Annotated in this window: 15 protein-coding genes and 1 pseudogene; 11 read left to right on the top strand and 5 right to left on the bottom strand. The window is 72.1% G+C overall.

Annotated elements, in window-relative coordinates; translation table 11 throughout:
- The first annotated feature begins 141 nt into the window (after positions 1-141).
- A complete protein-coding gene (locus tag ACH4G3_RS38670) occupies positions 142-597 on the top strand; it encodes a hypothetical protein (RefSeq protein ID WP_354745337.1) in 456 nt (151 codons plus the stop codon).
- 3 nt (positions 598-600) lie between these two features.
- Here ACH4G3_RS38670 and ACH4G3_RS38665 read toward each other — a convergent pair whose 3' ends face one another.
- Positions 601-1,269: a phosphatase PAP2 family protein gene (locus tag ACH4G3_RS38665; RefSeq protein WP_397628869.1), complete on the bottom strand. Its 669-nt coding sequence runs from the start codon at positions 1,267-1,269 to the stop codon at positions 601-603.
- A 63-nt stretch (positions 1,270-1,332) separates the two neighbouring features.
- On the opposite strand from ACH4G3_RS38665, the gene ACH4G3_RS38660 reads away from it, so the two are divergent.
- Positions 1,333-3,066: an acyltransferase gene (locus ACH4G3_RS38660; RefSeq protein ID WP_397628868.1), complete on the top strand. Its 1,734-nt coding sequence runs from the start codon at positions 1,333-1,335 to the stop codon at positions 3,064-3,066.
- Between the two features lie 19 nt (positions 3,067-3,085).
- On the opposite strand, the pseudogene ACH4G3_RS38655 reads toward ACH4G3_RS38660, so the two are convergent.
- The 3 genes and pseudogenes from ACH4G3_RS38655 to ACH4G3_RS38645 form a co-directional block, all read right to left on the bottom strand.
- A pseudogene (locus ACH4G3_RS38655) lies at positions 3,086-3,310 on the bottom strand (phosphatase PAP2 family protein); the annotation flags it as partial.
- A 163-nt stretch (positions 3,311-3,473) separates the two neighbouring features.
- Positions 3,474-4,808, bottom strand: a complete 1,335-nt coding sequence (gene gabT, locus ACH4G3_RS38650; RefSeq protein ID WP_397628867.1) for a 4-aminobutyrate--2-oxoglutarate transaminase — start codon at positions 4,806-4,808, stop codon at positions 3,474-3,476.
- Between the two features lie 105 nt (positions 4,809-4,913).
- Positions 4,914-5,969: a hypothetical protein gene (locus tag ACH4G3_RS38645; protein WP_397628866.1), complete on the bottom strand. Its 1,056-nt coding sequence runs from the start codon at positions 5,967-5,969 to the stop codon at positions 4,914-4,916.
- Positions 5,970-6,184: 215 nt separating this feature from the next.
- On the opposite strand from ACH4G3_RS38645, the gene ACH4G3_RS38640 reads away from it, so the two are divergent.
- The 3 genes from ACH4G3_RS38640 to ACH4G3_RS38630 all read left to right on the top strand — a co-directional run bounded on the left by ACH4G3_RS38640 (position 6,185) and on the right by ACH4G3_RS38630 (position 11,735).
- The gene (locus ACH4G3_RS38640; RefSeq protein WP_397628865.1) at positions 6,185-8,329 is read left to right on the top strand and encodes an ATP-binding protein; all 2,145 of its coding nucleotides are present in this window, start codon (positions 6,185-6,187) and stop codon (positions 8,327-8,329) included.
- Between the two features lie 151 nt (positions 8,330-8,480).
- Positions 8,481-10,154: a PucR family transcriptional regulator gene (locus ACH4G3_RS38635; protein WP_397628864.1), complete on the top strand. Its 1,674-nt coding sequence runs from the start codon at positions 8,481-8,483 to the stop codon at positions 10,152-10,154.
- A gap of 135 nt (positions 10,155-10,289) precedes the next feature.
- The gene (locus ACH4G3_RS38630) at positions 10,290-11,735 is read left to right on the top strand and encodes an aldehyde dehydrogenase family protein (protein WP_397629060.1); all 1,446 of its coding nucleotides are present in this window, start codon (positions 10,290-10,292) and stop codon (positions 11,733-11,735) included.
- A gap of 97 nt (positions 11,736-11,832) precedes the next feature.
- Here the strand turns inward: ACH4G3_RS38630 and ACH4G3_RS38625 are convergent, their stop codons facing one another.
- The gene (locus tag ACH4G3_RS38625) at positions 11,833-14,670 is read right to left on the bottom strand and encodes a glycoside hydrolase family 3 C-terminal domain-containing protein (protein WP_397628863.1); all 2,838 of its coding nucleotides are present in this window, start codon (positions 14,668-14,670) and stop codon (positions 11,833-11,835) included.
- Positions 14,671-14,995: 325 nt separating this feature from the next.
- On the opposite strand from ACH4G3_RS38625, the gene ACH4G3_RS38620 reads away from it, so the two are divergent.
- The 6 genes from ACH4G3_RS38620 to ACH4G3_RS38595 all read left to right on the top strand — a co-directional run bounded on the left by ACH4G3_RS38620 (position 14,996) and on the right by ACH4G3_RS38595 (position 25,153).
- Positions 14,996-16,681: an extracellular solute-binding protein gene (locus tag ACH4G3_RS38620; RefSeq protein ID WP_397628862.1), complete on the top strand. Its 1,686-nt coding sequence runs from the start codon at positions 14,996-14,998 to the stop codon at positions 16,679-16,681.
- A 26-nt stretch (positions 16,682-16,707) separates the two neighbouring features.
- The gene (locus ACH4G3_RS38615; protein WP_397628861.1) at positions 16,708-17,745 is read left to right on the top strand and encodes an ABC transporter permease; all 1,038 of its coding nucleotides are present in this window, start codon (positions 16,708-16,710) and stop codon (positions 17,743-17,745) included.
- Positions 17,742-18,692 (top strand): carbohydrate ABC transporter permease, encoded by a 951-nt coding sequence (locus ACH4G3_RS38610; protein WP_397628860.1) that lies wholly within the window; start codon positions 17,742-17,744, stop codon positions 18,690-18,692. The genes ACH4G3_RS38615 and ACH4G3_RS38610 overlap by 4 nt, the downstream gene beginning before the upstream one ends.
- Before the next feature lie 112 nt (positions 18,693-18,804).
- Positions 18,805-21,000, top strand: coding sequence for a WD40/YVTN/BNR-like repeat-containing protein (locus ACH4G3_RS38605; protein WP_397628859.1), 2,196 nt, complete (start codon positions 18,805-18,807; stop codon positions 20,998-21,000).
- The gene (locus tag ACH4G3_RS38600) at positions 21,000-22,964 is read left to right on the top strand and encodes a beta-galactosidase (protein WP_397628858.1); all 1,965 of its coding nucleotides are present in this window, start codon (positions 21,000-21,002) and stop codon (positions 22,962-22,964) included. Before ACH4G3_RS38605 ends, ACH4G3_RS38600 begins: the two co-directional genes overlap by 1 nt.
- On the top strand, positions 22,961-25,153 hold the full coding sequence (locus tag ACH4G3_RS38595) for a glycosyl hydrolase family 95 catalytic domain-containing protein (protein WP_397628857.1): 2,193 nt from the start codon (positions 22,961-22,963) through the stop codon (positions 25,151-25,153). Before ACH4G3_RS38600 ends, ACH4G3_RS38595 begins: the two co-directional genes overlap by 4 nt.
- Positions 25,154-25,163: the final 10 nt, after the last annotated feature.

The raw sequence follows: 25,163 nt of genomic DNA, 5'->3' as shown, positions 1-25,163 counted from the left end.
CGGTTCACTCCAACGAGCGGACACAACCCGCGTAATGACCACAAGGAAACCTCCCTCTCCCTCGTGACGCCCTCGGGACGCCCCGCGCGTTCCGCGAGATTCACGAGATGCAGAGATGCACGAGAGAAGGAGGTCCTCCTGATGACCGGTGCGAAGACGGCGGTCGAGTGGCTCGCATCCGTCGCACCCGATCCCGAGGCCTGCCGCTGGGAGTGGGAGCGCAACCCGCTCGGGGTCGCGCTGCTGCCGGCCGGCAGCGCGTGGGACGTGCTCATCCTGCCCGCCGAGCTCGGCTACGCCACGCTCGACGTGCTCACGCGCGTGCTCGACCAGCCGGGCCCCGTGCTCGTCGACTTCGGCGACGCCCGCATGGGGTTCTTCGTGCCGCCGGGCACCGCGGCCCGCTGGCTCGGCACGGGCATCCGCACGGCCGGCCCCGGCACCTGGATCGTCGTGCCGTACCCGGGCCGTTCCTCACCCGGCGGCGTCCGCTGGCTCGTCCCCCCGGACGGCTCGGGCACCCTGACGGACCCAGCCCTGCTGGAACTGGCGATGCACGAGGCGGCGGCGGGGCAGGCGACGGACCACGAGGACTAGGGCTCAACGGGGCTGCTCCGGTGGTCTTGTCCGCCTGAGGAACAGCCACAGCGACGACAGCAGCACCGCGCACAGACACCAGCTGGCCACCACGTCCAGTGGCCAGTGGTAGCCACGGCGGACCAGACCGTAGCTCGTGCCGAGTACGAGGGCGACGCAGGCGATGACGAGGGCGTGGCGGGCGAAGGGGGTGCGCAGCCGGGGGAGCAGGAGCAGGGTCGCGCCGCCGTAGGCGATGGCGGCCGTGGCGGTGTGGCCCGAGGGGTAGTAGCCGGTGGCGGGCGGCACGGCCGGGGTGCCCGGGCGGTCCGTGAGTTCCTTGAGCGGGACGATCAGGGCCGGAACCAGCGCCATGACGAGGGCCGCGGCGATGACGGGCAGCCACCAGCGGTCCGTACCGCGGGTCCGTAGAGCGACGTATCCGAGGGCCACGGCGAGGACCGGGAGCGCGACCTGGAGGTTGCCCAGGTCGGAGAGGGACTCGGAGAGACCGTCCGGGTGGACGAGGGCGCGGCTGACGCGCTCGTCGAGGCGGACGAGCGGACCGTCCGCGACGACCTGCCAGGTGATCAGGGCGAAGAGGAGCGCGGGGATGCCGAGCAGCAGGGCCGACAAGCGTGGGCGCTGCGCGGTGACGGGCTCGTCGAGATCCTGGTTCCCGGAGATCGGCATGGGACTCAGCTTGGCACGGGCACAGATATCCACTGTCCGCCCCGCGACCCAGTGGAGGATCACGTGAACCAGCCCGACAGCGACGACGACGGCCTCTTCGACCACTGTCCGTGGCTCTACGCCGAGCAGGCGTCGCGGGGGCAGCGCGCGGCACAGGAGCAGCGTCAGAAGCGGCTGCTCGACGGAGCGGCGGCGGGGGCGGGGGTGGCGTCCGTACGGCTCGGCGAGGGCTGTTTCGTCGCGGAGACAGCTGCCGTGTACCCGGAGCAGCTGTCCCTGGGCGACCGGTCGTACATCGCGGCCCATGCCTACGTCACCGGCGACATACGCACCGGCGCCGACTGCACGATCAACCCCTTCACCGTGGTGCGCGGCACCGTCACCCTCGGGAACGGGGTGCGCATCGGCGCCCACAGCTCGCTGCTCGCCTTCAACCACGGGACCTCGCCCGACCTGCCGGTCCATCAGCAGCCCGTCACCACCACCGGGATCACGGTCGGCGACGACGTGTGGATCGGCTCCCACGTGGTCGTCGTGGACGGAGTCACCATCGGCGACCACTGCGTCATCGGTGCCGGCGCGGTCGTCACGAAGGACCTGCCGGCGTGGACGGTGGCGGCCGGCAACCCGGCCCGCCGGATCCGCGACCGCCGGGAGCCGCGGGCGGGCGCAACGCGCGGAGCGGCACCGCGCCCTTCCCCGGAAGGGCCGGCGCTCGTCGCTGAACTGTCCGCGTTCGCCACCGCCGCCCGCGCGCAGGCCGCCGATCTGCTCGACCGCTGCCGGCAGCCCGACACCGGCCGGTACGTCGACCGGCCCGGTGCCGAGCCGACCGTGCGGGCGCACTGCGACGCCGTCGAGATCGCCGCGCTGCTGCTCGGTCAGGCGCCTCCCCAACTGCCCGCCGCAGAGCACGCGGCCCGGCTGCGTGCGCTCCAGGACCCCGTCACCGGACTGGTCCCCGAGTTCGCCGCGGCACCGCCGGTCCCCGGCCCCGCCGGGCTGCCCGAGGACGGGGCCTCGGCGTATCACGTGCTGTGCGTGGGCTACGCGCTGGATCTGCTCGGCAGTTCCCTCGCGCACCCGGTCCACACGGTGCGCACCACCACGCCGGAGCAACTGGTCGGGCACCTGGCCGGGCTGCCCTGGCGCGACCGTGCCTGGCACGCCGGGGCGTGGGTCGACTCCTGGGCCACCGCCGCGCACTGGAACCTGCGCCTCGGCACGGAGGCCGCCGCGCCCGGGGCGCTGGAGGCCCTGTTCGGCTGGCTGCACACCCACGCCGATCCCTGGACGGGCATGTGGGGCGCGCCCACCCCCGGGTCCGGACGCCTCCAGATGGTCAACGGCTACTACCGGCTCACCCGCGGCTCCTTCGCCCAGTTCGGCCTGCCCGTGCCGTACGCGGAGCGCGTGGTCGACACGGTCCTCGACCACGCGCGCGACCCCCGCCACTTCGCACGCGGCCGGGAGAACGCCTGCAACGTCCTGGACGTGATCCACCCCTTGTGGCTCTGCGCCCGGCAGACCACCCACCGCGGCGAGGAGGCCCGTTCCTGGGCGTCGGACCAGCTCACCGCCGTGCTGCGCCGCTGGGCCCCGGGCCGGGGCTTCCCCTTCGGCCCCACTCCCGACGGCACCGGCCCGGGCCGTGAACCCGGCCTCCAGGGCACGGAGATGTGGCTCGCCATCGTCTGGCTGCTCGCGGATCTCGTCGGGCTCGCGGACGTCCTGGGATACCGCCCGCGCGGGATCCACCGGCCGGAACCGGCACGGCCCGCCGAAGGAATGGCATGAACCCGGCTCACGACCCGGAAATGGAGGTCGGCCGCCCCGGAACAGGGGGGGTAGTTCCGGGGCGGCCGTCCGGACCGGAACGTCGCGCGCCCCGGGGGGTTTGGGGCGGGCGACTGTCCGATCGGTGAGGAGATCCAGAGCCTCAGGCTCCGGTTGTGTGCGCGAGGGCACGACCAGGTCGAAGCTGGGGAGGCCTCGGCCTGATGTCACCCACAGTCCCCTGTGGGCGGGGTGTATCTCTCATCTGGGTAGAACCTACGACAGGGGCAGGGCGCAGGACAGGCCGTAGGGCCCCCTGTCATCCACCTCGCACACCTTCTTCACACGCTCTGCCGCTCACCGCCCCGGTAGCGGAACCGGGGCGGCTCACCTGCCCGGACGGTGGCTCAGATGCGCGCGACGGCGGTTCAGATGCGGGAGAAGGCCTGCTCGATGATGTCGAGGCCCTCGTTCAGCAGGTCCTCGCCGATCACCAGCGGGGGCAGGAAGCGGAGTACGTTGCCGTAGGTGCCACAGGTCAGGACCAGCAGGCCCTCGGCGTGGCACGCCTTGGCGAGCGCGGAGGTCGCCTCCGGGTTCGGCTCCTTGGTGGCACGGTCCTTGACGAGCTCGATGGCGATCATCGCGCCGCGGCCGCGGACGTCGCCGATGACGTCGAACTTCTCGGCCATGGCGGTGAGACGGGCCTTCATGACCGCCTCGATGTTCTTCGCCCTGGCGTTGAGGTCGAGCTCCTTCATCGTCTCGATCGAGCCGAGGGCGCCCGCGCAGGCGACCGGGTTGCCGCCGTAGGTGCCGCCCAGACCGCCGGCGTGCGCCGCGTCCATGATCTCGGCGCGCCCGGTCACGGCGGCGAGCGGCAGGCCGCCGGCGATGCCCTTGGCGGTGGTGATCAGGTCCGGGACGATGCCCTCGTCCTCACACGCGAACCACTGGCCCGTACGGCAGAAGCCGGACTGGATCTCGTCGGCGACGAAGACGATGCCGTGGTCGGAGGCGAACTTGCGGATCGCCGGCAGGAAGCCCTTGGCCGGCTCGATGAAACCGCCTTCGCCGAGCACCGGCTCGATGATGACCGCCGCGACGTTCTCCGCGCCGACCTGCTTGCTGATCTGGTCGATGGCCTGCGCGGCGGCCTCGGGGCCGGCGTTCTCAGGACCGGTCGGCCAGCGGTAGCCGTACGCCACGGGCACGCGGTACACCTCGGGCGCGAACGGCCCGAAGCCGTGCTTGTACGGCATGTTCTTGGACGTCAGCGCCATGGTCAGGTTGGTGCGCCCGTGGTAGCCGTGGTCGAACACCACGACGGCCTGCCGCTTCGTGTACGACCGCGCGATCTTCACGGCGTTCTCGACGGCCTCGGCGCCGGAGTTGAACAGCGCGCTCTTCTTGGCGTGGTCACCCGGGGTCAGCTCGGCGAGCGCCTCGGCGACCTCGACGTACCCCTCGTACGGCGTGACCATGAAACAGGTGTGGGTGAAGTCGGCGAGCTGCGCGGAGGCCCGGCGTACGACGGCCTCGGCGGAGGCACCGACGGAGGTCACGGCGATGCCCGACCCGAAGTCGATCAGCCGGTTCCCGTCGACGTCCTCGATGATCCCGCCCCCGGCCCGCGCGGTGAACACGGGCAGCACGGACCCCACACCCTGCGCGACCGCGGCGGTACGGCGGGCCTGCAACTCCTGCGACTTCGGTCCGGGAATGGCGGTGACGACGCGACGCTCCTGCGGAAGTGCGGTCATGCGGGGCTCCTGGGGTGGTGCGGACGAATGTGTACAGCCACTTCGCTTCTTTTCTCGCAGGCTAGGGCGGGGGGAGGGGGGTGGGCATGCTCCATGTGGGCGTTGTCAGGTGGGCGTGTTGTCCGTGGTGGATATGGCGATGCGGACGGGACTGGCGCCGCCGGGGACGGAGACGACGCAGTGGCGGTGCGGATGGCCCGCGATCCAGAGCTGGGTGGCCCCTGTGTCCAGCTGCGTGTGCGGCGGGGGCTGCAGAGTGCGGTCGCCGACGTGAATGAGCTGCGCCTTTCCACGGCTGCGAATCTCACAGTCGACCAGGCGCCAGGTGTGCCCGGCGAGGGTCCGGGCCATGCGGCGGTTGGTGACGATCAGGAAGACATGGAGCGGGAGCAGAGTCACCTCGAACAGCAGGGCCACACCGAACAGGCCCGCCTTGTCGCTGTCCCCGTCGGCGACCACGGCGATCTGCACGGCGAGGACAGCCGGCCAGACGAGGACGAGAGCGATGACGAGGCGGGCGAGGCGGCGGCGCATTGTGCGTGCCGTGGGCGGATGGGAGAGGGCGTTGCGGGACGGGTGCGGGAGGGGCACGTCCGTCCGGGTGGGGTGCTCGGGCAGCAGCGAATGCCGCAGGTACTGGTGGCGCAATCGGCGTGGGACCTGCTCCGTGGCGCGGGACGCGGCGATGACCACCTCGTCGCCGGGGAGGCCGCAGTACCAGAGCCGGGCGATCTGCGCCCGGCGCTCGGCGGAGGCGTTCGGCTTCATACGACGGAGCCACCACAGGGGCGCGCGGATGATCAGCGGTAGCTGCCGTTCGGGTGCGGCTGGGTCGGGGACCTCGAACCAGGCGGCGCTCACGTCCCGGGCCTTCGGGTGGTCCGAGATGCCGCGTGGCGGGTCTTCTGCGATCTGCCAGGGATGGGCTCGCAGGAGCCGCCGCACCCGCCAGGCGTTCGGCAGCTCGGCCAGGACCTGTAGAGGTACGCCGAAGGCGCTGTAGGCGAAGAACGCGACGGTCAGCAAGACCACCTGCTCGCGCACCGCGACGGTGGTGCCCGCGTACCAGACCCACCAAGCCGCGCAGAGGCCGACCGACAGCAGGCTCCTGACCGTCTGCCGCCACCAGGCCCCGCGCGTCGCCGTATCGTTCCAGGCCACGCTGGCGGTGTGCGGGAAGTCTTGGACGCTCGAGGGGAGTTGCTCGGTCACCGGGGAGTCTCCGTCCGCTGCTGCGCGCCCTGAGGGGAAGTCATGACCATATCCGGAGCACGTCGGTCCGCTCTGTCGGCCGTGTAAGCGGTGAACTCCCCAGGGGAGGGCGTTAGATTGGCTCGCTGATGGTGGACGCAGCGGCTGGTCAGGGGGCAAAGGCGATGGACAGCGACGGGACGCAGGAGGCGCGGGGTACGCATGCGAACCCGGTGCCGCGTCCGGCGGGGCCGCCGGAGATGCCCGCGGCGCCGCCGAACGGGTCCACCGTGCCGCCCCGACCGACCCGGGCGCCCGGGGTGCCTCCGATGCCGGACGGGTCCTCCTTTCTGACGTGGCTGCGTACGCCGCGGCCCGAGGCGCCACCCGGCGTGTGGCGGTTCGGGCATCGGCCGCGGCCCGCGGAGGAGCCGGAGCGGACCCCGGGCCGGCAGTTGGTCAGTGGAGCGTTGATCGCCTTCCTCGTCGGCTGGCTGATCTGGTCGCTGTTGTGGAACGGATACCTCGGCAGCTGGTGGCTCCTGCCCCTTTACGCGATGATCCCCGAGTCCTGGGCCGAACCTCACAGCTTCACCGCCGTTGTGGTCGTCTACGCCTACTACACACTGATCGCGCTCGTGATCATGGTCGGAGTCGGCCGGCTCGGACGGTGGGGTGAGATCTGGCGGCGCTACGGTCCGCCCGCCTGGCGCCGGTCCGTACCCGAGCACCAGCGGCCACCCGCCCCGCCGGAGGACCCCGCTGAATGGCCCGCCCTGCGCGCCGCCGGCGCCGTCGACGTCGCCGAGCGGCTTGCCGCCGATGCGCGGGCCGGGCTCATGCGGGACGTCGACCATGCCCGGATCGCCCGTGCCTGGCAGGGCGTCCGCAGTGGGCGGCACAGTCTGGCCACCTTCAGCGGTGCCGTGCTCAAGGACGGCGCAGCCGCCTGTCTGCACCCCTCCGGCGCCCGCGACCTGCCCAGCCGGCTGGCCCGGCACGATCTGCTCACGGGGCAGGTGCGGCTGGGCACCAGTGCCGACGACCCGCGTAATCCGTACGCCTACCGCGGCACCGGCCTCGCTCTCGGCCCCGAGCTGCTCGGTACCTCGCTGCTCGCCGTCGGCCCCGCCGGTTCCGGCAAGACCGGTACCGTCGTGCGGCCGCTCGCCGAGTCGTTGTGTCTGCACGCTCTCGCCGGGCGGGCCGCTGTCGTCGTGGTCGGGGCGGCGGGGGCCGGGCTCGGGCCGGTCGACGCGTATGACGTCGTCGTGCGGATCGGGAACCAGGAGTCCGAATACGACCTGGATCTGTACGGAGGGACCGGCGACCCGGACGAGGCCGCGGCTGTGCTCGCCGAGGCGCTGGTGGGGGACCTCGCCGATCCGCATCCGGGCAGTGACAGCAGGCGTTCCACGACCGTCCTCGCGCAGTTGCTGGGGCCGTTCCGGGCCGTGCACGGGCGTTTCCCGTCCGTGCCGGAGCTGCGGCAGCTGCTGGACGGGGCGCCGGGGCCGCTGGCCGCGCTGCGGCAGGGGCTGCAGGACGCCGGGCAGGAGTCGCTGCTGCGGGAACTGGATGCCCGGGAGCGGCAGATGGGGCAGCCGGGTGATGTCGGCGGGGTGCTCGCGGACCGGGTCGCGCTGCTCGACCGGCCCGCGTTCGCCTCCTTCTTCGACACCTCGGGGACCACTCGGCCCTTCACCCTCAAGGCCCTCGACCATCCCGTACGGGTGCGGATCGACCTGCCCGAGCGCGGGCACGCCGACGCCTCCCGGATGCTGGCGCGGCTGGTGCTCGCGCAGTTCACGGCGAGTGTCGCCGTACGGGAGGACCGGTCGCTGTTCGCCTGTCTGCTGCTCGACGACGCGACCGGCGTGGTGACGCCCGAGGCCGTGCGCGGCATCCAGCGGCTGCGCTCGGGCAACGCCGGGGTCGTGCTGACCCTGCGGACGCTGGACGACGTACCCCGGCCTCTGCGCGGGCCCCTGCTGGGGGCCACCGGCTGCCGGATGGCGCTGGCGGGGCTCACCCCGTGGGACGGGCAGGACTTCGCCGAGGTGTGGGGCAAGGAGTGGACCGAGGCCCGGGACGTCACCGACCGGCAGATCATCGCGGAGACGCCCGCGGGCAAGGCCGCGCACATGCTGCGCCGGGTGATCACCGGCAAGGCCCCGACCGCACGGGCGGTGACCGTGCGCCAGGTCGAACGGGAGCGCTGGTCCGCCTCCGAGCTGGCCCACGCAGTGCCGGCCGGGCACGCGGTGCTGTCGCTGACCGATGTGAAGGGCGAGCACGCGCCGCCGCTGCTGGTGGATCTCCGGGGCTGACCGGGCTCACAGAGCTCGCTGGGCTGACCTCTTCCGGCCGGTGCGGGTACGCGGGGACCGTACGGTGAGGCAGAATCGTCACAGGTCGTTCATACGCGACGGCCAAAAGAGCACAAAGATCACACAGCCCTGACGCAGACCTGAAGGCCTCATGCCCCCGACGCTCGCCTCGCTCGTCCACCACTCCGCGCTGAGACTCACCGTGCGGGCGGGCGAAGACCGCCTCGACGTGCCGGTCCGCTGGGCGCACGTCAGCGAGCTCGCCGACCCCGTCCCCTATATGGAGGGCGGGGAACTGCTGCTGGTCACGGCGCTCAAACTGGACGCCGAGGACCCGGAGGCCATGCGCCGCTACGTACGGCGGCTGGCCGGGGCCGGCGTGGTCGGGCTCGGCTTCGCCGTCGGCGTCAACTACGAGGAGATCCCCAAGGCGCTCGTCGACGCGGCCGAGGAGGAGGGCCTGCCGCTGCTGGAGGTGCCGCGCCGCACCCCGTTCCTCGCCATAAGCAAGGCCGTGTCCGCCGCGATCGCCGCGGACCAGTACCGGGCCGTCACGGCCGGGTTCGCCGCCCAGCGGGAGCTGACCCGGCAGGCGCAGACGGGCGGACCGGAGGGGCTGCTGGCCGCGCTGGCCTCGCAGGTCGACGGCTGGGCCGCGCTGTACGACGCCTCGGGCGCCGTCGTCGCCACGGCACCGGAGTGGGCCGGGCGGCGGGCCGCGCGGCTCACCGGCGACGTACAGCGGCTGGGGGAGCGGCCCGCGCCCGCCTCCTCGGTGGTCGGCGGGCCGGAGAACGAGGACCGGGTCGAGCTGCACAGCATCGGCACGGGCCGGCGCCCCCGGGCGGCCCTCGCCGTTGGCACGGCCGCCGCCCTCGGCACCGCCGAGCGCTACGCCGTCCACTCGGCCATCGCGCTGCTGACCCTCACCACGGAACGCTCCCGGTCCCTCCAGGCGGCCGAGCAGCGGGTCGGCACGGCCGTGCTGCGCATGCTGCTGGCCGGGGAGCCCGACCACGCGCGTGCGGTCGCCGGGGACCTCTACGGCGGTCTGCTGGACGCGCCGTTCCGGATGCTGGTCGCGGAACGGGTGCCGGTGTCGGCCTCGGCCGCGCTGGCCCGTGCCGAGGCCCACGCGGACGCCCCGGCCGCCGACCGGCCCTCCGCTGCCGCGCTCGCCGCGGCCGACACGAACGGCGATCCCCTCGCGGCGCTCGCCGACGTCATGGAGTCCGCCGCGGCCCGGGCCGGCGAGGCCGTCCTCGTCGTGCCGGAGGGCGAGCGGCTGGTGGTGCTGGCCGCGGACGGCGGTGCCGCCGCGGCGGCCTGCGGGGAGTACGCGAGAGCGCTGGAGTCGGCCCGGGCCGGCGTACGCGAGAAGGTGCCGGGCGGCGAGGACGACGAGCTGGTCGTGGGCCTGTCGGCGCCGGCCGGGCCGATCGCGGCGTCCGCCGCGTACAAGCAGGCCGAACAGGCGCTGTCGGTGGCGCGGCGGCGCGGGCGCGTCCTCGTGGAGCACGAGCAGATGGCGGCCGGATCCGTACTGCCGCTGCTCGCGGACGACGCGGTACGGGCCTTCGCCGACGGGATGCTGCGGCCGCTGTACGAGCACGACGCCACGGGCCGCGGCGACCTCGTCGCCTCCCTGCGCGCCTGGCTGTCCCGGCACGGCCAGTGGGACGCGGCGGCGGCCGACCTCGGCGTCCACCGCCACACCCTCCGCTACCGCATGCGCCGGGTCGAGGAGATCCTCGGCCGCTCCCTGGACGACGCCGACGCGCGGATGGAGCTCTGGCTCGCCCTGAAGGCGACCAGCTCCGAGTAGCCAAACCGTAGTGTCCCCGCCCCTTATTGCTACGCCCCGGACAAACGACCTTCGGCCACCTCGCCCCTACCGTGGAACCGCAGCACAGACCACCCCCGACGCCGAAGGGCCGGAACCCACATGCCCAAGAAAACTGTGGCAGCCACGCACGCCTTCTGGCTCGCCGGCCGTGAGGCCGCCGGCGAGGACACCTTCGACGTCACCTCCCCGTGGGACGGGCGGCTCGTCGGCAAGGTGAGCGTGCCGACGGACGCGCAGGTCGAGGAGGCCGTGGCCGCCGCGTACGCCGTGCGGGACGAGTTCGCCGCCACCCCGGCCCACGTCCGGGCCGCCGCCCTCGACCACGTCAGCAAGCGCCTCGTCGAGCGCACCGAGGAGATCGCCCGGCTCATCTCCGCCGAGAACGGCAAGCCGCTCAAGTGGGCGCGCGGTGAGGTCGGCCGGGCCGTGTCCGTGTTCCGCTTCGCGGCCGAGGAGGCCCGGCGGTTCAACGGCGGCGAGGCGCAGCGGCTCGACACCGACCTCGGCGGACAGGGCCGGCTCGCCCTCACCCGCCGCTTCCCGAAGGGCGTGGTGCTCGGTATCGCGCCCTTCAACTTCCCGCTCAACCTCTGTGCCCACAAGGTCGCCCCGGCCATCGCCGCCGGCGCGCCGATCATTCTCAAGCCGGCCCCGGCGACGCCGCTGTCCGGCCTGGTGATCGGCGAGCTGCTGGCCGAGACCGAACTGCCCGCGGGCTCCTGGAGCATCCTGCCGGTCGCCAACGACAAGATGCCTGCCCTCGTGCAGGACGAGCGCCTGCCCGTGATCTCCTTCACCGGCTCCGAGAAGGTCGGCTACGCGATCATGGACTCGGTGCCGCGCAAGCACTGCACCCTGGAGCTGGGCGGCAACGGCGCGGCCGTCGTCCTCGCCGACTGGGCGAGCGACGAGGACCTGGACCGGGCGGCGAACCGCATCGCCACCTTCTCCAACTACCAGGGCGGCCAGTCCTGCATCTCCGTCCAGCGGGTCATCGCGGACGCCTCCGTGTACGACCGGCTGCTGCCGCGCATCGTCGCCGCCGTCGAGGCCCAGGTCACCGGCGACCCGGGCGACGACGCGACCGACGTCGGCCCGCTGGTCAGCGAGGACGCCGCCAAGCGCGTGGAGGCGTGGGTCCAGGAGGCGGTCGACGCCGGTGCCGCGCTGCTCACCGGTGGCAAGCGCGACGGCGCCTCGTACGCCCCGACGGTGCTGGCCGGCGTACCCGCCGACGTCACGCTCTCCTGCGAGGAGGTCTTCGGGCCGGTCCTCACCGTGCAGAAGGTGAACGGCGAGGCCGAGGCCTTCGCCGCCGTCAACGACTCCAAGTACGGCCTGCAGGCGGGCGTCTTCACCCACGACCTCCAGACCGCGTTCCGGGCCCACCGGGCCCTGGAGGTCGGCGGCGTCGTCGTCGGCGACGTGCCGTCCTACCGCGCCGACCAGATGCCGTACGGCGGCGTCAAGCAGTCCGGCGTCGGCCGGGAGGGCGTGCGGTTCGCCATGGAGGACTACACGTACGAGCGCGTGATGGTCCTCACCGGCCTCGCCCTCTAGCTCATGGGAACCATTTTCATATAGGCTCTGCGAAGAGGCCCGGCACCGATGCCTTCCGGTGCCGGGCCCCTTCTTTACGCCGGCCTGCTCCGGACCCTCAACCGGAGAAGCCGACGTGCGCGAGCCGCAGCGGGCCGCGCAGTCTCAGGTGCACGTCGTGCACGCCCGCGGCGGCGACGGACGCGCCGAGCGAGACGTAGTCGTACGGGCCTGACGTGGGCGTGGCGGTCGACAGCACCGCGAGCGCCGGACCGCCGTCGAGGGACAGCTCGACCGTGCCCTCACCGGCCACCTCCACCCTCACCTCGTCGATACCGCGCCCGAAGTCGCAGCGCCGGTAGACCAGTTCGCCCGTGGCCCCGCCCGCCGGCGTCACCGCGTCGCCCGACACCTTCGTACGGTCGACGATCTCGATGCCGCTCTGCTCGTCGAAGCCGGCCGCGGCCAGTCCGCGTGCGACGACCGGGCGGGGCAGGGCGGGCTCGCCGTCGAGCGTGACGGTCGTCCGCAGCCGGACGTCCTCGCTGGAGGCCCCGGCCAGCAGCTCATGCGCGCCCGGCTCCGGACGCCACCGGTCCTGGGCCACGTCCCAGAACGCGAAGGCGGACAGTGGGACCTCGAAGCTCAGGGCGGCCGTCGCGCCGGGGGCGAGGGTGACGCGGCGGTGGTCCAGCAGCTCGCGGCGGGGGCGCGGCACGGTCGGGTGCACGGCCCGGGTGTAGAGCTGGGCGACCTCGTCGGCGGTGACGTCTCCGGTGTTGGTGACCGTGAAGGAGACGTGCACCGACCCGTCCGCCACCCGGGCCGTCAGACCGTCGTACGCGAACGACGTGTACGACAGGCCGTGCCCGAAGGGGAACAGGGGCGTGCCCTCGAAGTACAGGTACGTCTGCCGGCTCCCGATCACGTCGTAGTCGAGGAGGCCGGGCAGGTCGGCGTCGTCGGCGTACCAGGTCTGCGGGAGGCGGCCGGCGGGGGAGGCGTCGCCGGCCAGCACCCGGGCCAGGGCGGTGCCGGCCGCCTGGCCGCCGTGCGCCGTCCACAGCACGGCCGGCAGGTCCGCCGGGTCGACGGCGTACGGGTAGGCGGAGACCAGCGCCAGCACGGTCGCCGGGTTCGCCGCGCGGGCGGCCCGCAGCAGCCGCTCCTGGTGCCCGGGCAGCCGCAGGGTCGTACGGTCCTCGGTCTCGCGGCCGTTGATGTGCGGGTCGTTGCCCGCCACCACCACGACCACGTCGGCCCGCGCGGCGGCCCGCGCCACCGCCTCCTCGCCGCGCTCGGCGACGACCAGCTCGAACACCTCGGGAGCTTCGTCGGCAACCTTCACGCCGTCGGCGGAGACACACACGTGGCGACCCGTTCCCAGGTGCTTCAGGAGGTGCCCGTTCCCGTGCGGTTCCAGACGGAACGTCTCCTGGACGACCCAGCCGCCCGGCTGGTCGGCGGAGGCGCGGACGCGGCCGTCGTCGGCGACCGAGAGATAGCGGCCGTCGGGCGCGCGCAGGGTCAGCACGCCCTCGCCCCAGTCGACCAGCGCCAGTTCGGTGCCGGTCGCGTCGGTGGTGAGCGCGGGCAGGTCGGTGCGGCCCGCGAGCAGCGCCGGGTCGAGCGCGCCCTCGGCGCCGCGCACCTCGTCGGCGGCGTCCTCGGCCACCGGTACGTGCACGAAGGCGCCCGCGGAGGTCTTCAGCCGGACCCGGTCCACGCCCTCGGCAAACTCCACCCGCTCGGCGCCGAACCGCTCGTACAGACCCTCCAGCGGGGTCGAGCGGTGGATGAGCGTGCCGCTGTACCAGTCGAGCTTGCACTCGTCGGCGAGCAGACCGACCACCGCGACCCGGGTGTCCGGGGCGAGCGGCAGCACGCCGTCGTTCTTGAGCAGCACGATCGCCTGCTCGGCGGCCTCCTGCGCCAGCGCGCGGTGCGCCGGGGTGTCGAACTCGCCGGTGGCGCCGTGCGGGTCGTACTCCGGGTCGAACTCACCGAGGCGGAAGCGGACCGAGAGCTGCCGGCGGACGGCGGTGTCGATGTCGGCCTCGGTCAGCAGCCCCCGCTCCAGGGCGCCACGCAGACGCCCGGTCATCTGCGAGGAGTCCGTGCCGTGGTCCGTGAAGCTGTCGACGCCCGCCACGAGGGAGGCCGCCGTCGCTTCCTCGTGCGTGTCGAAGTAGTGCTCGGAGTCGACCAGGTTGCTCGGCGCGCCCGCGTCGGAGCAGACCAGCAGGTCCTCGTCGGTCCAGCTGCGCAGATGCGTGCTCAGGTAGGGGGAGACGTGGTTGGGCCGGCCGTTGACCAGGTTGTACGCCGGCATCACCCCGGCCACCGCGCCCGCCTCGACGGTCTCGCGGAAGGCCTTCAGGTCGTACTCGTGCAGCACGCGCGGGCGTACGGAACTCGACGTCGTGGAGCGGTCCGTCTCGTTGTTGTGGGCGAGCCAGTGCTTCAGCACCGGCGCGGTGCGCCAGTAGGTCGGGTGGTCGCCGCGCAGGCCGTGCGTGTAGGCGGTGGCGATCGCCGAGGTGAGCTTCGGGTCCTCCGAGTAGCCCTCCTCGTTGCGGCCCCACAGGGGGTGGCGCAGCAGGTTGACCGTCGGGGCCCAGACGTTGAGGCCGACCCGGTCGTCCTTGGCGCGCATCGCACGGATCTCCTTGGACACCGCGTCGCCGACGCGCCGCACCAGCTCCGGGTTCCAGGTGGCGCCGAGGCCGACCGCCTGCGGGAAGACCGTCGCCGGGCCCATCCAGGCCACGCCGTGCAGGGCCTCCTGGCCGGTACGGAAGGCGGCGATGCCGAGCCGTTCGACGGCGGGCGCGAACTGGTGCAGGAAGGCGATCTTCTCCTCCGGCGTGAGCCGCGACAGGAGGTCGTCGATCCGCTTCGCGAACGGCAGACGCGGATCGCGGAACGGCGGACTGGGCGGCGGGTGTGCGGTCACGTGGGAATCCCTTTGCGGTGGAGCGGCAAGTCCCTTTCGAAGCGCTTCGATGCTGGGTCGACGACGGGTCGGGTGTCAAGAGACCGGTGTCGTCCCTTCAAGCCGTGCATGAGGAACGGTCCCCTCTCATGCCTTCGAGGAAGTTTGGGGACGACCCTTGTGCACCCCTGGGCGTTCACTTAACCTCACAGCAACATCGAAGCGCTTCGACTACGAAAGCCCCTGCTGGGTCGAAAGCTCGCTTCGGCTCAGCCAGTTCCACTCGAGACACCGCAGCCGACGGCCCACCGCCGGGTGTCCTGGTGCGCCATGAAGGGTTGACGCAATGACGCCGAACGCCGCCTCCGCCTCCTCCGGACCGAGCCGGAGAAGTTTCCTCGCCTCCACGGCGGTCGCCACCGCAGCGGTGGCCGGTGGGATGCCGCTGCTCGCCGCCTGCGGCGGGTCGGACAGCGGGTCGAAGGACGGCACCACGTCCGGTAAGAGCGCCAAGAAGCTGCTGCCGGCCTACGTCGCCAGCAACATGGTCTCGCCGGACATCCCGTCCAGGAACGGCTCGGCCATGGGCTTCACCAGCAAGCTCGACCTCGCCGCCCTCAAGACCTCGGTGCCGAAGAAACTCGGCAAGGGCAGCTCCATCAAGATCATGTCGCCGTTCTGGGGTTCGCCGCCGAAGGGCGACAACGCCTACTACAAGGCGATGAACGATCTGATCGGCGTCGACATCACGTGGCAGAACCAGGACGGCAACACCTACGACGAGAAGCTGGGCGCGGTGCTCGCCTCCAGCGACCTGCCGGACGTGGTGGTCATCCCCAGCTGGAACATGGGCGGCAAGATACCCAGCGCCATCATCAGCAAGTTCGCCGACCTCGGCCCGTACCTGTCCGGGGATGCGATCAAGAAGTACCCGAACCTCGCGGCCATCCCGAGCGGCGCCTGGCAGTACTCCATCTTCGGCGGCAAGCTGCGTGGCCTGCCGCAGCCGGCCCCCTCCGTCGTCGGCATCGTGCCCTTCTACCGCAAGGACGTCTTCGACAAGGAGGGCTACGAACTCCCCAAGTCCCCGGACGAGTTCCTCGCTCTCGCCAAGGAGATCACCCGGCCCACGGCCAAGGTGTGGGCCTGCGACGACATGAAGTGGAGCGCCTTCAACTTCTTCGGTGTGCTCTCCGGCAGCGAGAAGCCGCTCGGCTGGAACCTGACCGACGGCAAGATGATCTACCGGGTCGAGACGGAGGAGTACCTCGAAGCGCTGGAGTGGACGCGCAAGCTCTACGCGGCCGGTGTGGTCCACCCCGACGCCAAGGCGGCGAACCAGGGCACCGCGGGCGACCGCTTCACCGCCGGCCAGGTGCTGATGTACAACCAGAACATCTCGGACTGGTGGGGCAAGATGGCCGAGCAGGCGGGCCAGAAGACCGACTTCCGCATCTCCGGCATGGACATCTTCGGCGCCGACGGCGGCGACCCCACGCTGTGGGCCGGCTCGCCCGCCGGCATTTTCGCCTTCGTCAACAAGAAGGCCTCCAAGGCCGTCATCGAGGACATCCTGGCCGCCGCCAACGTCACCGCCGCCCCGTACGGCACCAAGGAGTACATGCTCACCAAGTACGGGGTGGAGGGCACGCACTACACCGTCGAGGACGGGGTGCCCACCAAGAACGACAAGGGCAACCAGGAGGTCATGAACGCCTACGAGATGATCGCCAGCCCCGCCCCGACCATCGCGCACCCGGACCTCCCGGACATCGCGAAGGAGCAGGTGGAGTGGCAGCAGCGGATGGGCGCCTTCACCAAGAAGTCCACCTTCTGGGGCATGCAGATCACCGAGCCCGCCCGCTACACCAACCTCTCCAACGACTTCGAGCAGCTGGAGGACGACGTCGTCCGCGGCCGCAAGAAGATCAGCGATGTGCAGCAGGCCGTCTCCGACTGGAAGAAGCAGGGCGGCGACAAGCTGCGGGACTGGTACCAGAAGCTGCACGACACCAACGGTTCCGCGCAGTGACCCGGCGCTGAGGCAAGGAGAAGCCCGTGTCCAACAGCACGGTGCCTCGCAGCAGGGCCGAGGCGGAGACCACCGAGACGGCTTCCCGGGCGGCGGACGCCACCGGGAAGCAGCCGGGGAAGCAGAAGCTCTCCGGCAGACTGAGCCTCAGGCTGAGGTTCCGCCGCGACCGCACGCTGATCCTGATGACGCTGCCGGCCGTCGCGCTGGTCCTGGTCTTCAATTACATCCCGATCCTGGGCAACGTCGTCGCCTTCCAGGAGTACGACCCGTACGTCAGCGACAACGGCTTCGTCGCGATGCTGGAGAGCCCCTGGGTGGGCGTCGAGCAGTTCCAGCGGATCTTCGCGGACTCGGCGTTCTGGGACGCCGTGCAGAACACGCTCGTGCTGTTCGGCCTCCAGCTGGTGCTGTTCTTCCCCATCCCGATCGTGCTCGCGCTGCTCATCAACAGCGTGATCAGGCCCCGGATCCGGGCGGTGTCTCAGGCGATCCTGTACCTGCCGCACTTCTTCTCCTGGGTGCTGGTGATCACCGTCTTCCAGCAGATCTTCGGCGGGGCGGGCATCATCGCGCAGACCCTGCGCCGGCACGGCTACGAGGGCTTCGACCTCATGACCGACCCGGGGATCTTCAAGTTCCTGGTGACCGCGGAGGGCGTCTGGAAGGACGCGGGCTGGGGCGTCATCGTCTTCCTCGCCGCCCTGGCCTCCGTGAGCCCCGACCTGTACGAGGCGGCGGCCATGGACGGGGCCGGGCGCTGGCGGCGGATGTGGCACGTCACGCTGCCCGCGCTGCGGCCCGTGATCGCCCTGCTGCTGGTACTGCGGGTCGGTGACGCGCTCACCGTCGGCTTCGAGCAGATCCTGCTGCAACGCGACGCGGTGGGACCGGGGGCGGCGGAGGTCCTCGACACCTATGTGTGGTGGAACGGCGTCCGCAACCAGGACTTCAGCTATGCGGCAGCGGCCGGACTGATCAAGGGCGTGGTGAGCGTGGCCCTCGTCCTCGCCGCGAACAAGGTGGCCCACTTCATGGGCGAGCAGGGGGTGTACAAGAAGTGACCACCGTCATCGACAAGGCCGCCCTCGACGAGGCGGCGCGCGAACCCCGCTGGTGGGAGGCTCCGCCGAGGCCCGTCTGGGAGGACGAGCCCAGCAAGGCCGGGGTCGCGGGCAAGGGCATCGTCCTGGCCGCCGCCTGCCTCGCCGTCCTGTTCCCGCTGTGGATCGTCATCGTCACCAGCCTGTCCTCGAAGCAGACCATCACCGAGGCCGGCGGGCTCGTGGTGATCCCGAAGGACATCACCTTCGTCGCCTACCAGGAACTGCTGAGCGGCGGGCAGGTGACCCGGGCCGCGATCGTCAGCGTGTGCGTCACGCTGGCCGGCACGGTGTTCTCCATGGCGGTGTCGGTGCTGGCCGCCTACGGCCTGTCCCGCAGCGGATCGCTGGGGCACCGATGGCTGCTGATGACCCTGCTCGCGACGATGTTCTTCGGGGCCGGGCTCATCCCGACGTATCTGCTGGTGCAGTCCCTGGGCCTGACCGACACGTATCTCGCGCTGATCCTGCCGAGTGCGGTGAGTGTCTTCAACATCCTCGTACTGCGTGCGTTCTTCATGGGCATCTCGCCGGAGCTCATCGACAGTGCGCGCATCGACGGGGCGGGAGACTGGCGGATCCTCTGGCGGATCGTCATGCCGCTCTCGCGGGCCGTCATCGCGGTGATCACACTGTTCTACGCGGTGGGGTACTGGAGTGCCTGGTTCAACGCGTCGATCTACCTGAGCGACCAGGACATGATGCCGCTGCAGAACGTCATGATCCAGCTGGTGCAGAAGCAGGAAGCGCCGGTCGGGGTGAGCCAGGCGATCAAGACCGGGCAGATCTCCGCGCTGGCGATCCAGATGGCCGTGATGGTGATGGCGTTGCTGCCGGTGGCCGTGATCTCGCCGTTCGTCCAGAAGCACTTCAAGAAGGGCATGCTCACCGGGGCCGTAAAGGGCTGACCGTAGGGCTGTCGGTTGTTCGTCGTCTGCGGCTGCCTCGTGGCTCGTCGCGCAGTTCCCCGCGCCCCTGAGGGCATCCACGTCCCCCTCTTTGCATGAACCGAGGTATGTCATGAGCACGTTTCACCTCAGCAGACGGTCCGTGCTGGCCGGGACGGCCGCCGTCGCCGCGGTCGTCCCCCTTCCGTCGATCCAGGGACGAGCCGCGGCCGCCACACCAGCCAAGGGCGGATACCGCTGGCGCAACGTCGTCCAGGGCGGCACCGGATTCATCACCGGCGTCCTTTTCCACCCCTCCGTCCGGGGCCTCGCCTACGCCCGGACCGACATCGGCGGCGCCTACCGCTGGGACGACCGGACCGACCGGTGGATCCCGCTGACCGACCACCTCGGCTGGGACGACTGGAACCTGCTCGGCGTGGAGGCGATGGCCGTCGACCCGGCCCGTCCGGACCGGCTGTACCTCGCCCTCGGCACGTACGCCCAGTCCTGGGCCGGCAACGGGGCCGTGCTGCGGTCGGAGGACCGCGGCGCGACCTGGAAGCGCACCGACCTCGCCGTGAAGCTCGGGGCCAACGAGGACGGGCGTGGCTGCGGGGAGCGGCTGCTCGTCGACCCGCGGGACAGCGACACCCTGTGGCTGGGCACCCGGCACGACGGGCTGCTCAGGTCGACCGACCGGGGCGCCACCTGGAAGGCCGTGAGCTTCCCGGCCGCCCCCAGCGCCACCGGCCAGGGCGTCACCCTCCTCGTCGCCGCCGGCCGCAGCGTCTACGCCGGCTGGGGCGACTCCGACGGCACCTCCGCGAACCTCTACCGAACCGCCGACGGCACCACCTGGGAGGCCGTCCCCGGGCAGCCCGCCGGTACCGCCGCCAAGGTCCCGGTCCGGGCCGCGTACGACCGGCACACGCGCGAGCTGTACGTGACGTACGCCAACGCCCCGGGCCCCAACGGCCAGTCCGACGGCAGTGTGCACAAGCTGCGCACGACCACCGGGAAGTGGACCGAGGTCACGCCCGTGAAGCCCGGCGGGGCGACCGGCGACGGCGGGACCGACTCCTTCGGCTACGGCGGCTGTGCCGTCGACGCCCGCCGTCCCGGCACGGTCGTCGTCTCCACCAACAACCGCTGGTCCCTGGTCGACACCCTGTACCGGACCACGGACGGCGGCCGCACCTGGACGTCCCTGAAGGACAAGGCCGTCCTCGACGTCTCCGAGACCCCGTATCTCAAGTGGGGCGCCGACAAGCCCAAGTTCGGCTGGTGGATCCAGGCCGTCGGCCTCGACCCGTTCGACTCCGAGCACATCGTCTACGGCACCGGCGCGACGCTCTACGGCACCCGCGACCTCAAGAACTGGGCCCCGCAGATCCGCGGTCTGGAGGAGGCGTCCATCCGGCAGCTGATCTCCCCTCCCGTCGGAGAGGCGCACCTGATCAGCGGTTCCGGGGACATCGGCGTGATGTACCACGAGCGGCTCACGGCGTCCCCCTCGCGGGGCATGGCGTCGAACCCGGTGTTCGGCACGTCGACGGGTCTCGCGCTGGCATCGGCCAGGCCGTCGTACGTCGTGCGGGCCGGGTGGGGCGACCACGGCAACGGCGCCTGGTCGAACGACGGCGGCAGGACCTGGGCCCCCTTCACGTCCCAGCCGTCCATGGCCAAGTCCGCGCCCGGGCCGATCGCCACGAACGCCGACGGCAGCGTGCTGCTGTGGTCCTTCGGCACGGGCGATCCGGGGTTCCGCTCGGCGGACAACGGCGCGACCTGGTCCGAGGTGGCCTCCTTCCCGAAGGGAGCCGCCCCGGTCGCGGACCCCGTGGACCCGGCCCGCTTCTACGCCTTCGACACCACCACCGGCACACTCCACGCCAGCACCGACAGCGGCCGGACCTTCACCGCGCGGGCCACCGGGCTGAGCTCGGGCGATACCGAGTTCCAGCTGGCCGCGGCGCCGGGCCGCTCCGGGGACCTGTGGCTGAGCCTGAAGGGGAACGGGCTGTACCGCTCCACCGACGGCGGCGCGAACTTCGCCAAGGTCGGCAGCTGCCGGGCGTCGTACACCCTCGGCTTCGGCAAGGCCGCCGCGGGCGCCTCCTACCCGGCGGTCTACCTGGTCGGCTCCACCGAGACCATCACCGCCGTGTACCGCTCCGACGACGGGGCGAAGACCTGGACGCGGATCAACGACGACCAGCACCAGTGGGGCTGGATCGGCGCGACCATCGCGGGTGACCCGCGTATCTACGGCCGGGTCTACATCGCCACCAACGGGCGCGGCGTGCAGTACGGGGAGCCCGCCTGATGCCCGGCCTGAGCGACGCGACCCGAGGCCGCCTTCTGTTCGGCGGCGACTACAACCCGGAGCAGTGGCCGCGGGAGACCTGGCACGAGGACGTCCGGCTGATGAAGGACGCCGGCGTCAACTCCGTCACCCTCGGGGTGTTCTCGTGGTCGATGCTGGAACCGGAGCCCGGCGCCCGGGAGTTCGGCCGGCTGGACACCCTGATGGATCTGATGCACGAGAACGGCATCGGTGTCGTCCTCGCCACCCCCACCTCCTCGCCCCCGCCCTGGATGGGCCGCCTGCACCCCGACACCCTGCCCGTCACCGAGGACGGCCGCACCGAGTGGTGGGGCGGCCGCCAGCACTTCTCGCACTCCAGCGCCACGTACCGGCGCTACGCCGCCGCCATCACCGAGGACCTGGCCGCCCGCTACGGGGACCACCCGGCCCTGACGATGTGGCACATCAACAACGAGTACTGCACCTACGACTACGGCGACCAGGCCGCGGCCGCCTTCCGCCGCTGGCTGCGGGAGAAGTACGGCACCCTGGAGGCCCTCAACGAGGCCTGGGGCACCGCCTTCTGGAGCCAGGGCTACGACACCTGGGACGGCATCCTGCCGCCCCGCCTGCCCCACTACATGCGCAACCCCGCCCAGGTCCTGGACTTCCGGCGCTTCACCTCCGACATGCTCCTGGAGTGCTACACCGCCGAGCGGGACATCGTCCGGCGGCACACCCCGCACATCCCGGTCACCAGCAACTTCATGCCGCTGTGGTTCGGGCAGGACGCGTGGCGCTGGGCCGAGGAGGAGGACGTCGTCTCCGTCGACCTCTACCCCGACCCGCGCGATCCGCTCGGCGCCCAGAACGGTGCGCTCGTGCAGGACATGACCCGCTCCCAGGCACGCGGGCCGTGGATGCTCATGGAGCAGGCCGCCGGACCGGTCAACTGGCGCGGGGTGAATCACCCCAAGCCGCGCGGCCTCAACCGGCTGTGGTCCCTCCAGGCCGTGGCGCGGGGCGCCGACGCCGTCTGCTTCTTCCAGTGGCGGCAGTCCCGGCAGGGTGCGGAGAAGTTCCACTCCGGCATGGTCAGCCACGCGGGGGAGGAGGGCCGTACGTACCAGGAGGTCAAGCGGCTCGGCGCGGACCTGGCGCGGATCGCCCCTCAGGTGGCCGGCCGGCACCTCACCGCGAACGTCGCCGTCCTGCACGACTGGAACGCCTGGTGGGCCGGCGCTCATGACGGCCGCCTGTCCAGCCGGGTGGAGTACCCGGACGTCCTGCGCGCCTGGCACCGGGCCCTCTGGCAGGCGCACCTCACCACCGACTTCGCCCACCCCGAGAACGATCTGACGTCGTACTCCGTGGTCGTCGTGCCCCAGCTGTACGCGCTCACCGACGCGGCGATCGAGAACCTCCTGGCTTACGTCCGCGGCGGCGGCACCCTCGTCTGCGGCTTCCTGACCGGCGTCGCCGATGAGGACGACCGGGTGCGCCCCGGCGGCATGGACGCCCGGCTGCGGGAGCTGTTCGGCATCCGCACGCTGCACGAGTGGTGGCCGCTGGACGCGGACGAGACCGTCGCCTGCGAGGGCTTCCGGGGCACCCTGTGGTCCGAGGAGATCGAGCCCGCCGACCCCGACCACACGACCTGCTACAAGGGCGGTGAACTGGACGGCATGCCCGCCGTCCTGCGCAAGGGCCGGGCCTGGTACGTCTCCACGCTCCCGGAGCCCGAGGCCCTGCGCGGGCTGCTGGCCCGGATCGCCGGCGACGCGGGCGTCCGGCCGGTGCTCGACGGCCTCCCCGAGCAGGTCGAGGCCGTGCTGAGGGGCGAGGTGCTGTTCGTGCTCAACCACGGCCGCGAGCCGGTGACCGTCGAGGTGCCCGGCACCCACCACGACCTGCTGACGGGGACGGCCGTCACCGACCGGGTCACCCTCGGCCGGTACGGGGCGGCGGTGCTCCGGCCATGACCGACTCCGCACCCGTCCACGGCACGTGGGAGCCCCACCCGGCCGCTCGCTGGGAGGACGGCTTCCTGAGCGGCAACGGCCACCACGGCGCCCTTGTGTTCGGTGACCCGGACGATGAGCGGGTCGTCGTCACCCACCACACCCTGGTACGGCCGGGCGGCAAGGACCCTGGGCCCCCACAGCTCGCCGCCGGCCTCCCCGCCCTCCAGGACCGCCTCCTGGCGGGTGACACGACCGCGGCCGAGACCTTCACGGACGGCAGGCCGCTGCAGTGGGTGCAGCCCTTCCACCCCGCCTTCCAGGTCCGGCTGCGCCGCCCGGCGGGCGAGAGCCCCGGCTACCGGCGCGACGTCGACTTCGCCACCGGCGTGGTGAGCACGACCTGTGCCGGCTGGGCCGGCCGCGTCTTCGTCTCCCGCGCCGACGACGTGATCGTCCAGCAGGTCAGCGGCCTCGGCCTCACCCTCGACATCGACCTGGACCACCGGCTGCCCGGCGCCCCGGCGGGACTGGGCGTCGGCCACGGAGCCGTCCTGACACCCGACGGCGCCCTGCTGAGCCTGCGCGCCCGCTACCCGGACAGCGACCTGGCATGCACCGGTGTCACCCTGCTCGCCGTCACGGGCGGCACGACGACCCTCGTGCCCCCCGGCGTGCACATCGAGGGAGCCCGGTCCGTGCTGCTCCTCACCCGGGTGCACCGGCACACCGGCGAACTGGACGTGGTCGAGGAGGGGCGTGCCCTGCGCGACCTGCTCACCGGGTACGACGAGCTCCTCGACCGCCATGCCGCCCTGCACCGCACCGCCTACGCGCGTGTCACCCTCGACCTGGCCGCCGACCCGGCCGAACGGGCCCTGCCGGGTTCCGAGTTGCTGAAGCGACCCCGCAGCGCCGCCCTGCTGGAGCGCCTGTTCGCGGCCGGCCGCTACCACCTGCTCTCCGCGAGCGGCCTCTTCCCGCCCCGCCTGACCGGACTGTGGACCGGCGACTGGAACACGGCCTGGTCGGGCGCGTTCACCAACGACGCCAACCTCAACCTCCAGACCGCCTCGGCTGCGGCCGCCGCCCTCCCCGAGGTCACCGAGGCCCACGCCTCGCTGATCCACCGCCAGTTGCCCGACTGGCGCGACAACGCCCGCGCGGTCTTCGGTGCCCGGGGTGCCGTCGCCCCCGCCCACACCGACGGCGAGTCCGGCCACTCGTACCACTTCAGCCGCGAGTACCCGCTGCACCTGTGGACCGCCGGCGCCGACTGGCTGCTCAAGCCGCTCGTCGACCACGACGAGACCCACGGCACCCGCGATCCGCGCACCGCCGCCGCACTCGCCGACGTCGCCCTGTTCTACGAGGACTTCCTCACCCGTACGGACGAGGACGGCCGCCTCGTCGTCGTCCCCTCCTACTCACCGGAGAACCGGCCGGCCAACGCGAGCTGGGGCGCCCTCAACGCGGCCATGGACCTCTCCGCGGCCCGCCACGCCCTGCTGACGGCCGCCGCCTACCACCCGGGCCCCGACGCCGACCGCTGGCGCGCCCTCGCCGACCGGCTCCCCCCGCACCGGATCAACGCGGACGGAGCCCTGGCCGAATGGGCCTGGCCGGGCCTGGAGGACTCCTACGACCACCGCCACCTCAGCCACCTCTACGGCGTCTGGCCGCTCGACGAGATCACCCCCTACGACACCCCCGAACTCGCGGCCGCCGCGCACCGCGCCCTCGAACTGCGCGGCGCCGAGAACGACTCCGCGCACGGACACCTGCACCACGCCCTCATCGCCGCCCGGCTCGGGGACGGTGACCGCGTCGCCTACGCCCTCGGCCAGGTCCTGGACGGCGACTTCTTCCACGCCTCCCTGATGAGCGCCCACTACCCGAACCGGCACGTCTACAACGCCGACGCCGCGCACACCCTGCCCGCCGTACTGATCGAGATGCTCGTCCAGTCGACCCCCGACCGGCTGGTGCTGCTGCCCGCGCTGCCGGCGGACCGACCCAGCGGCGCGCTGCGCGGGGTGCGCACGCGGTTCGGGGCCGAGCTGGACCTCACCTGGAGCCCGGACGGCGGGGCCACCGCCGCCCTCCGGCCGAGCCGTACCGTCCGCGTCGAACTCAGGACTTCCTCCGGTGCCGAGCCCCTCGACCTCGTCGCCGGAGAAGACCGCGTCCTCACCGCGAGGGCGTGGTAATCCCCCCGCA

Source organism: Streptomyces afghaniensis, assembly GCF_044327915.1.
Classification (GTDB): Bacteria; Actinomycetota; Actinomycetes; order Streptomycetales; family Streptomycetaceae; genus Streptomyces; species Streptomyces afghaniensis.
Note: the sequence above shows the minus strand (reverse complement) of the source record. Positions and strands in the feature narration are given on the sequence as shown.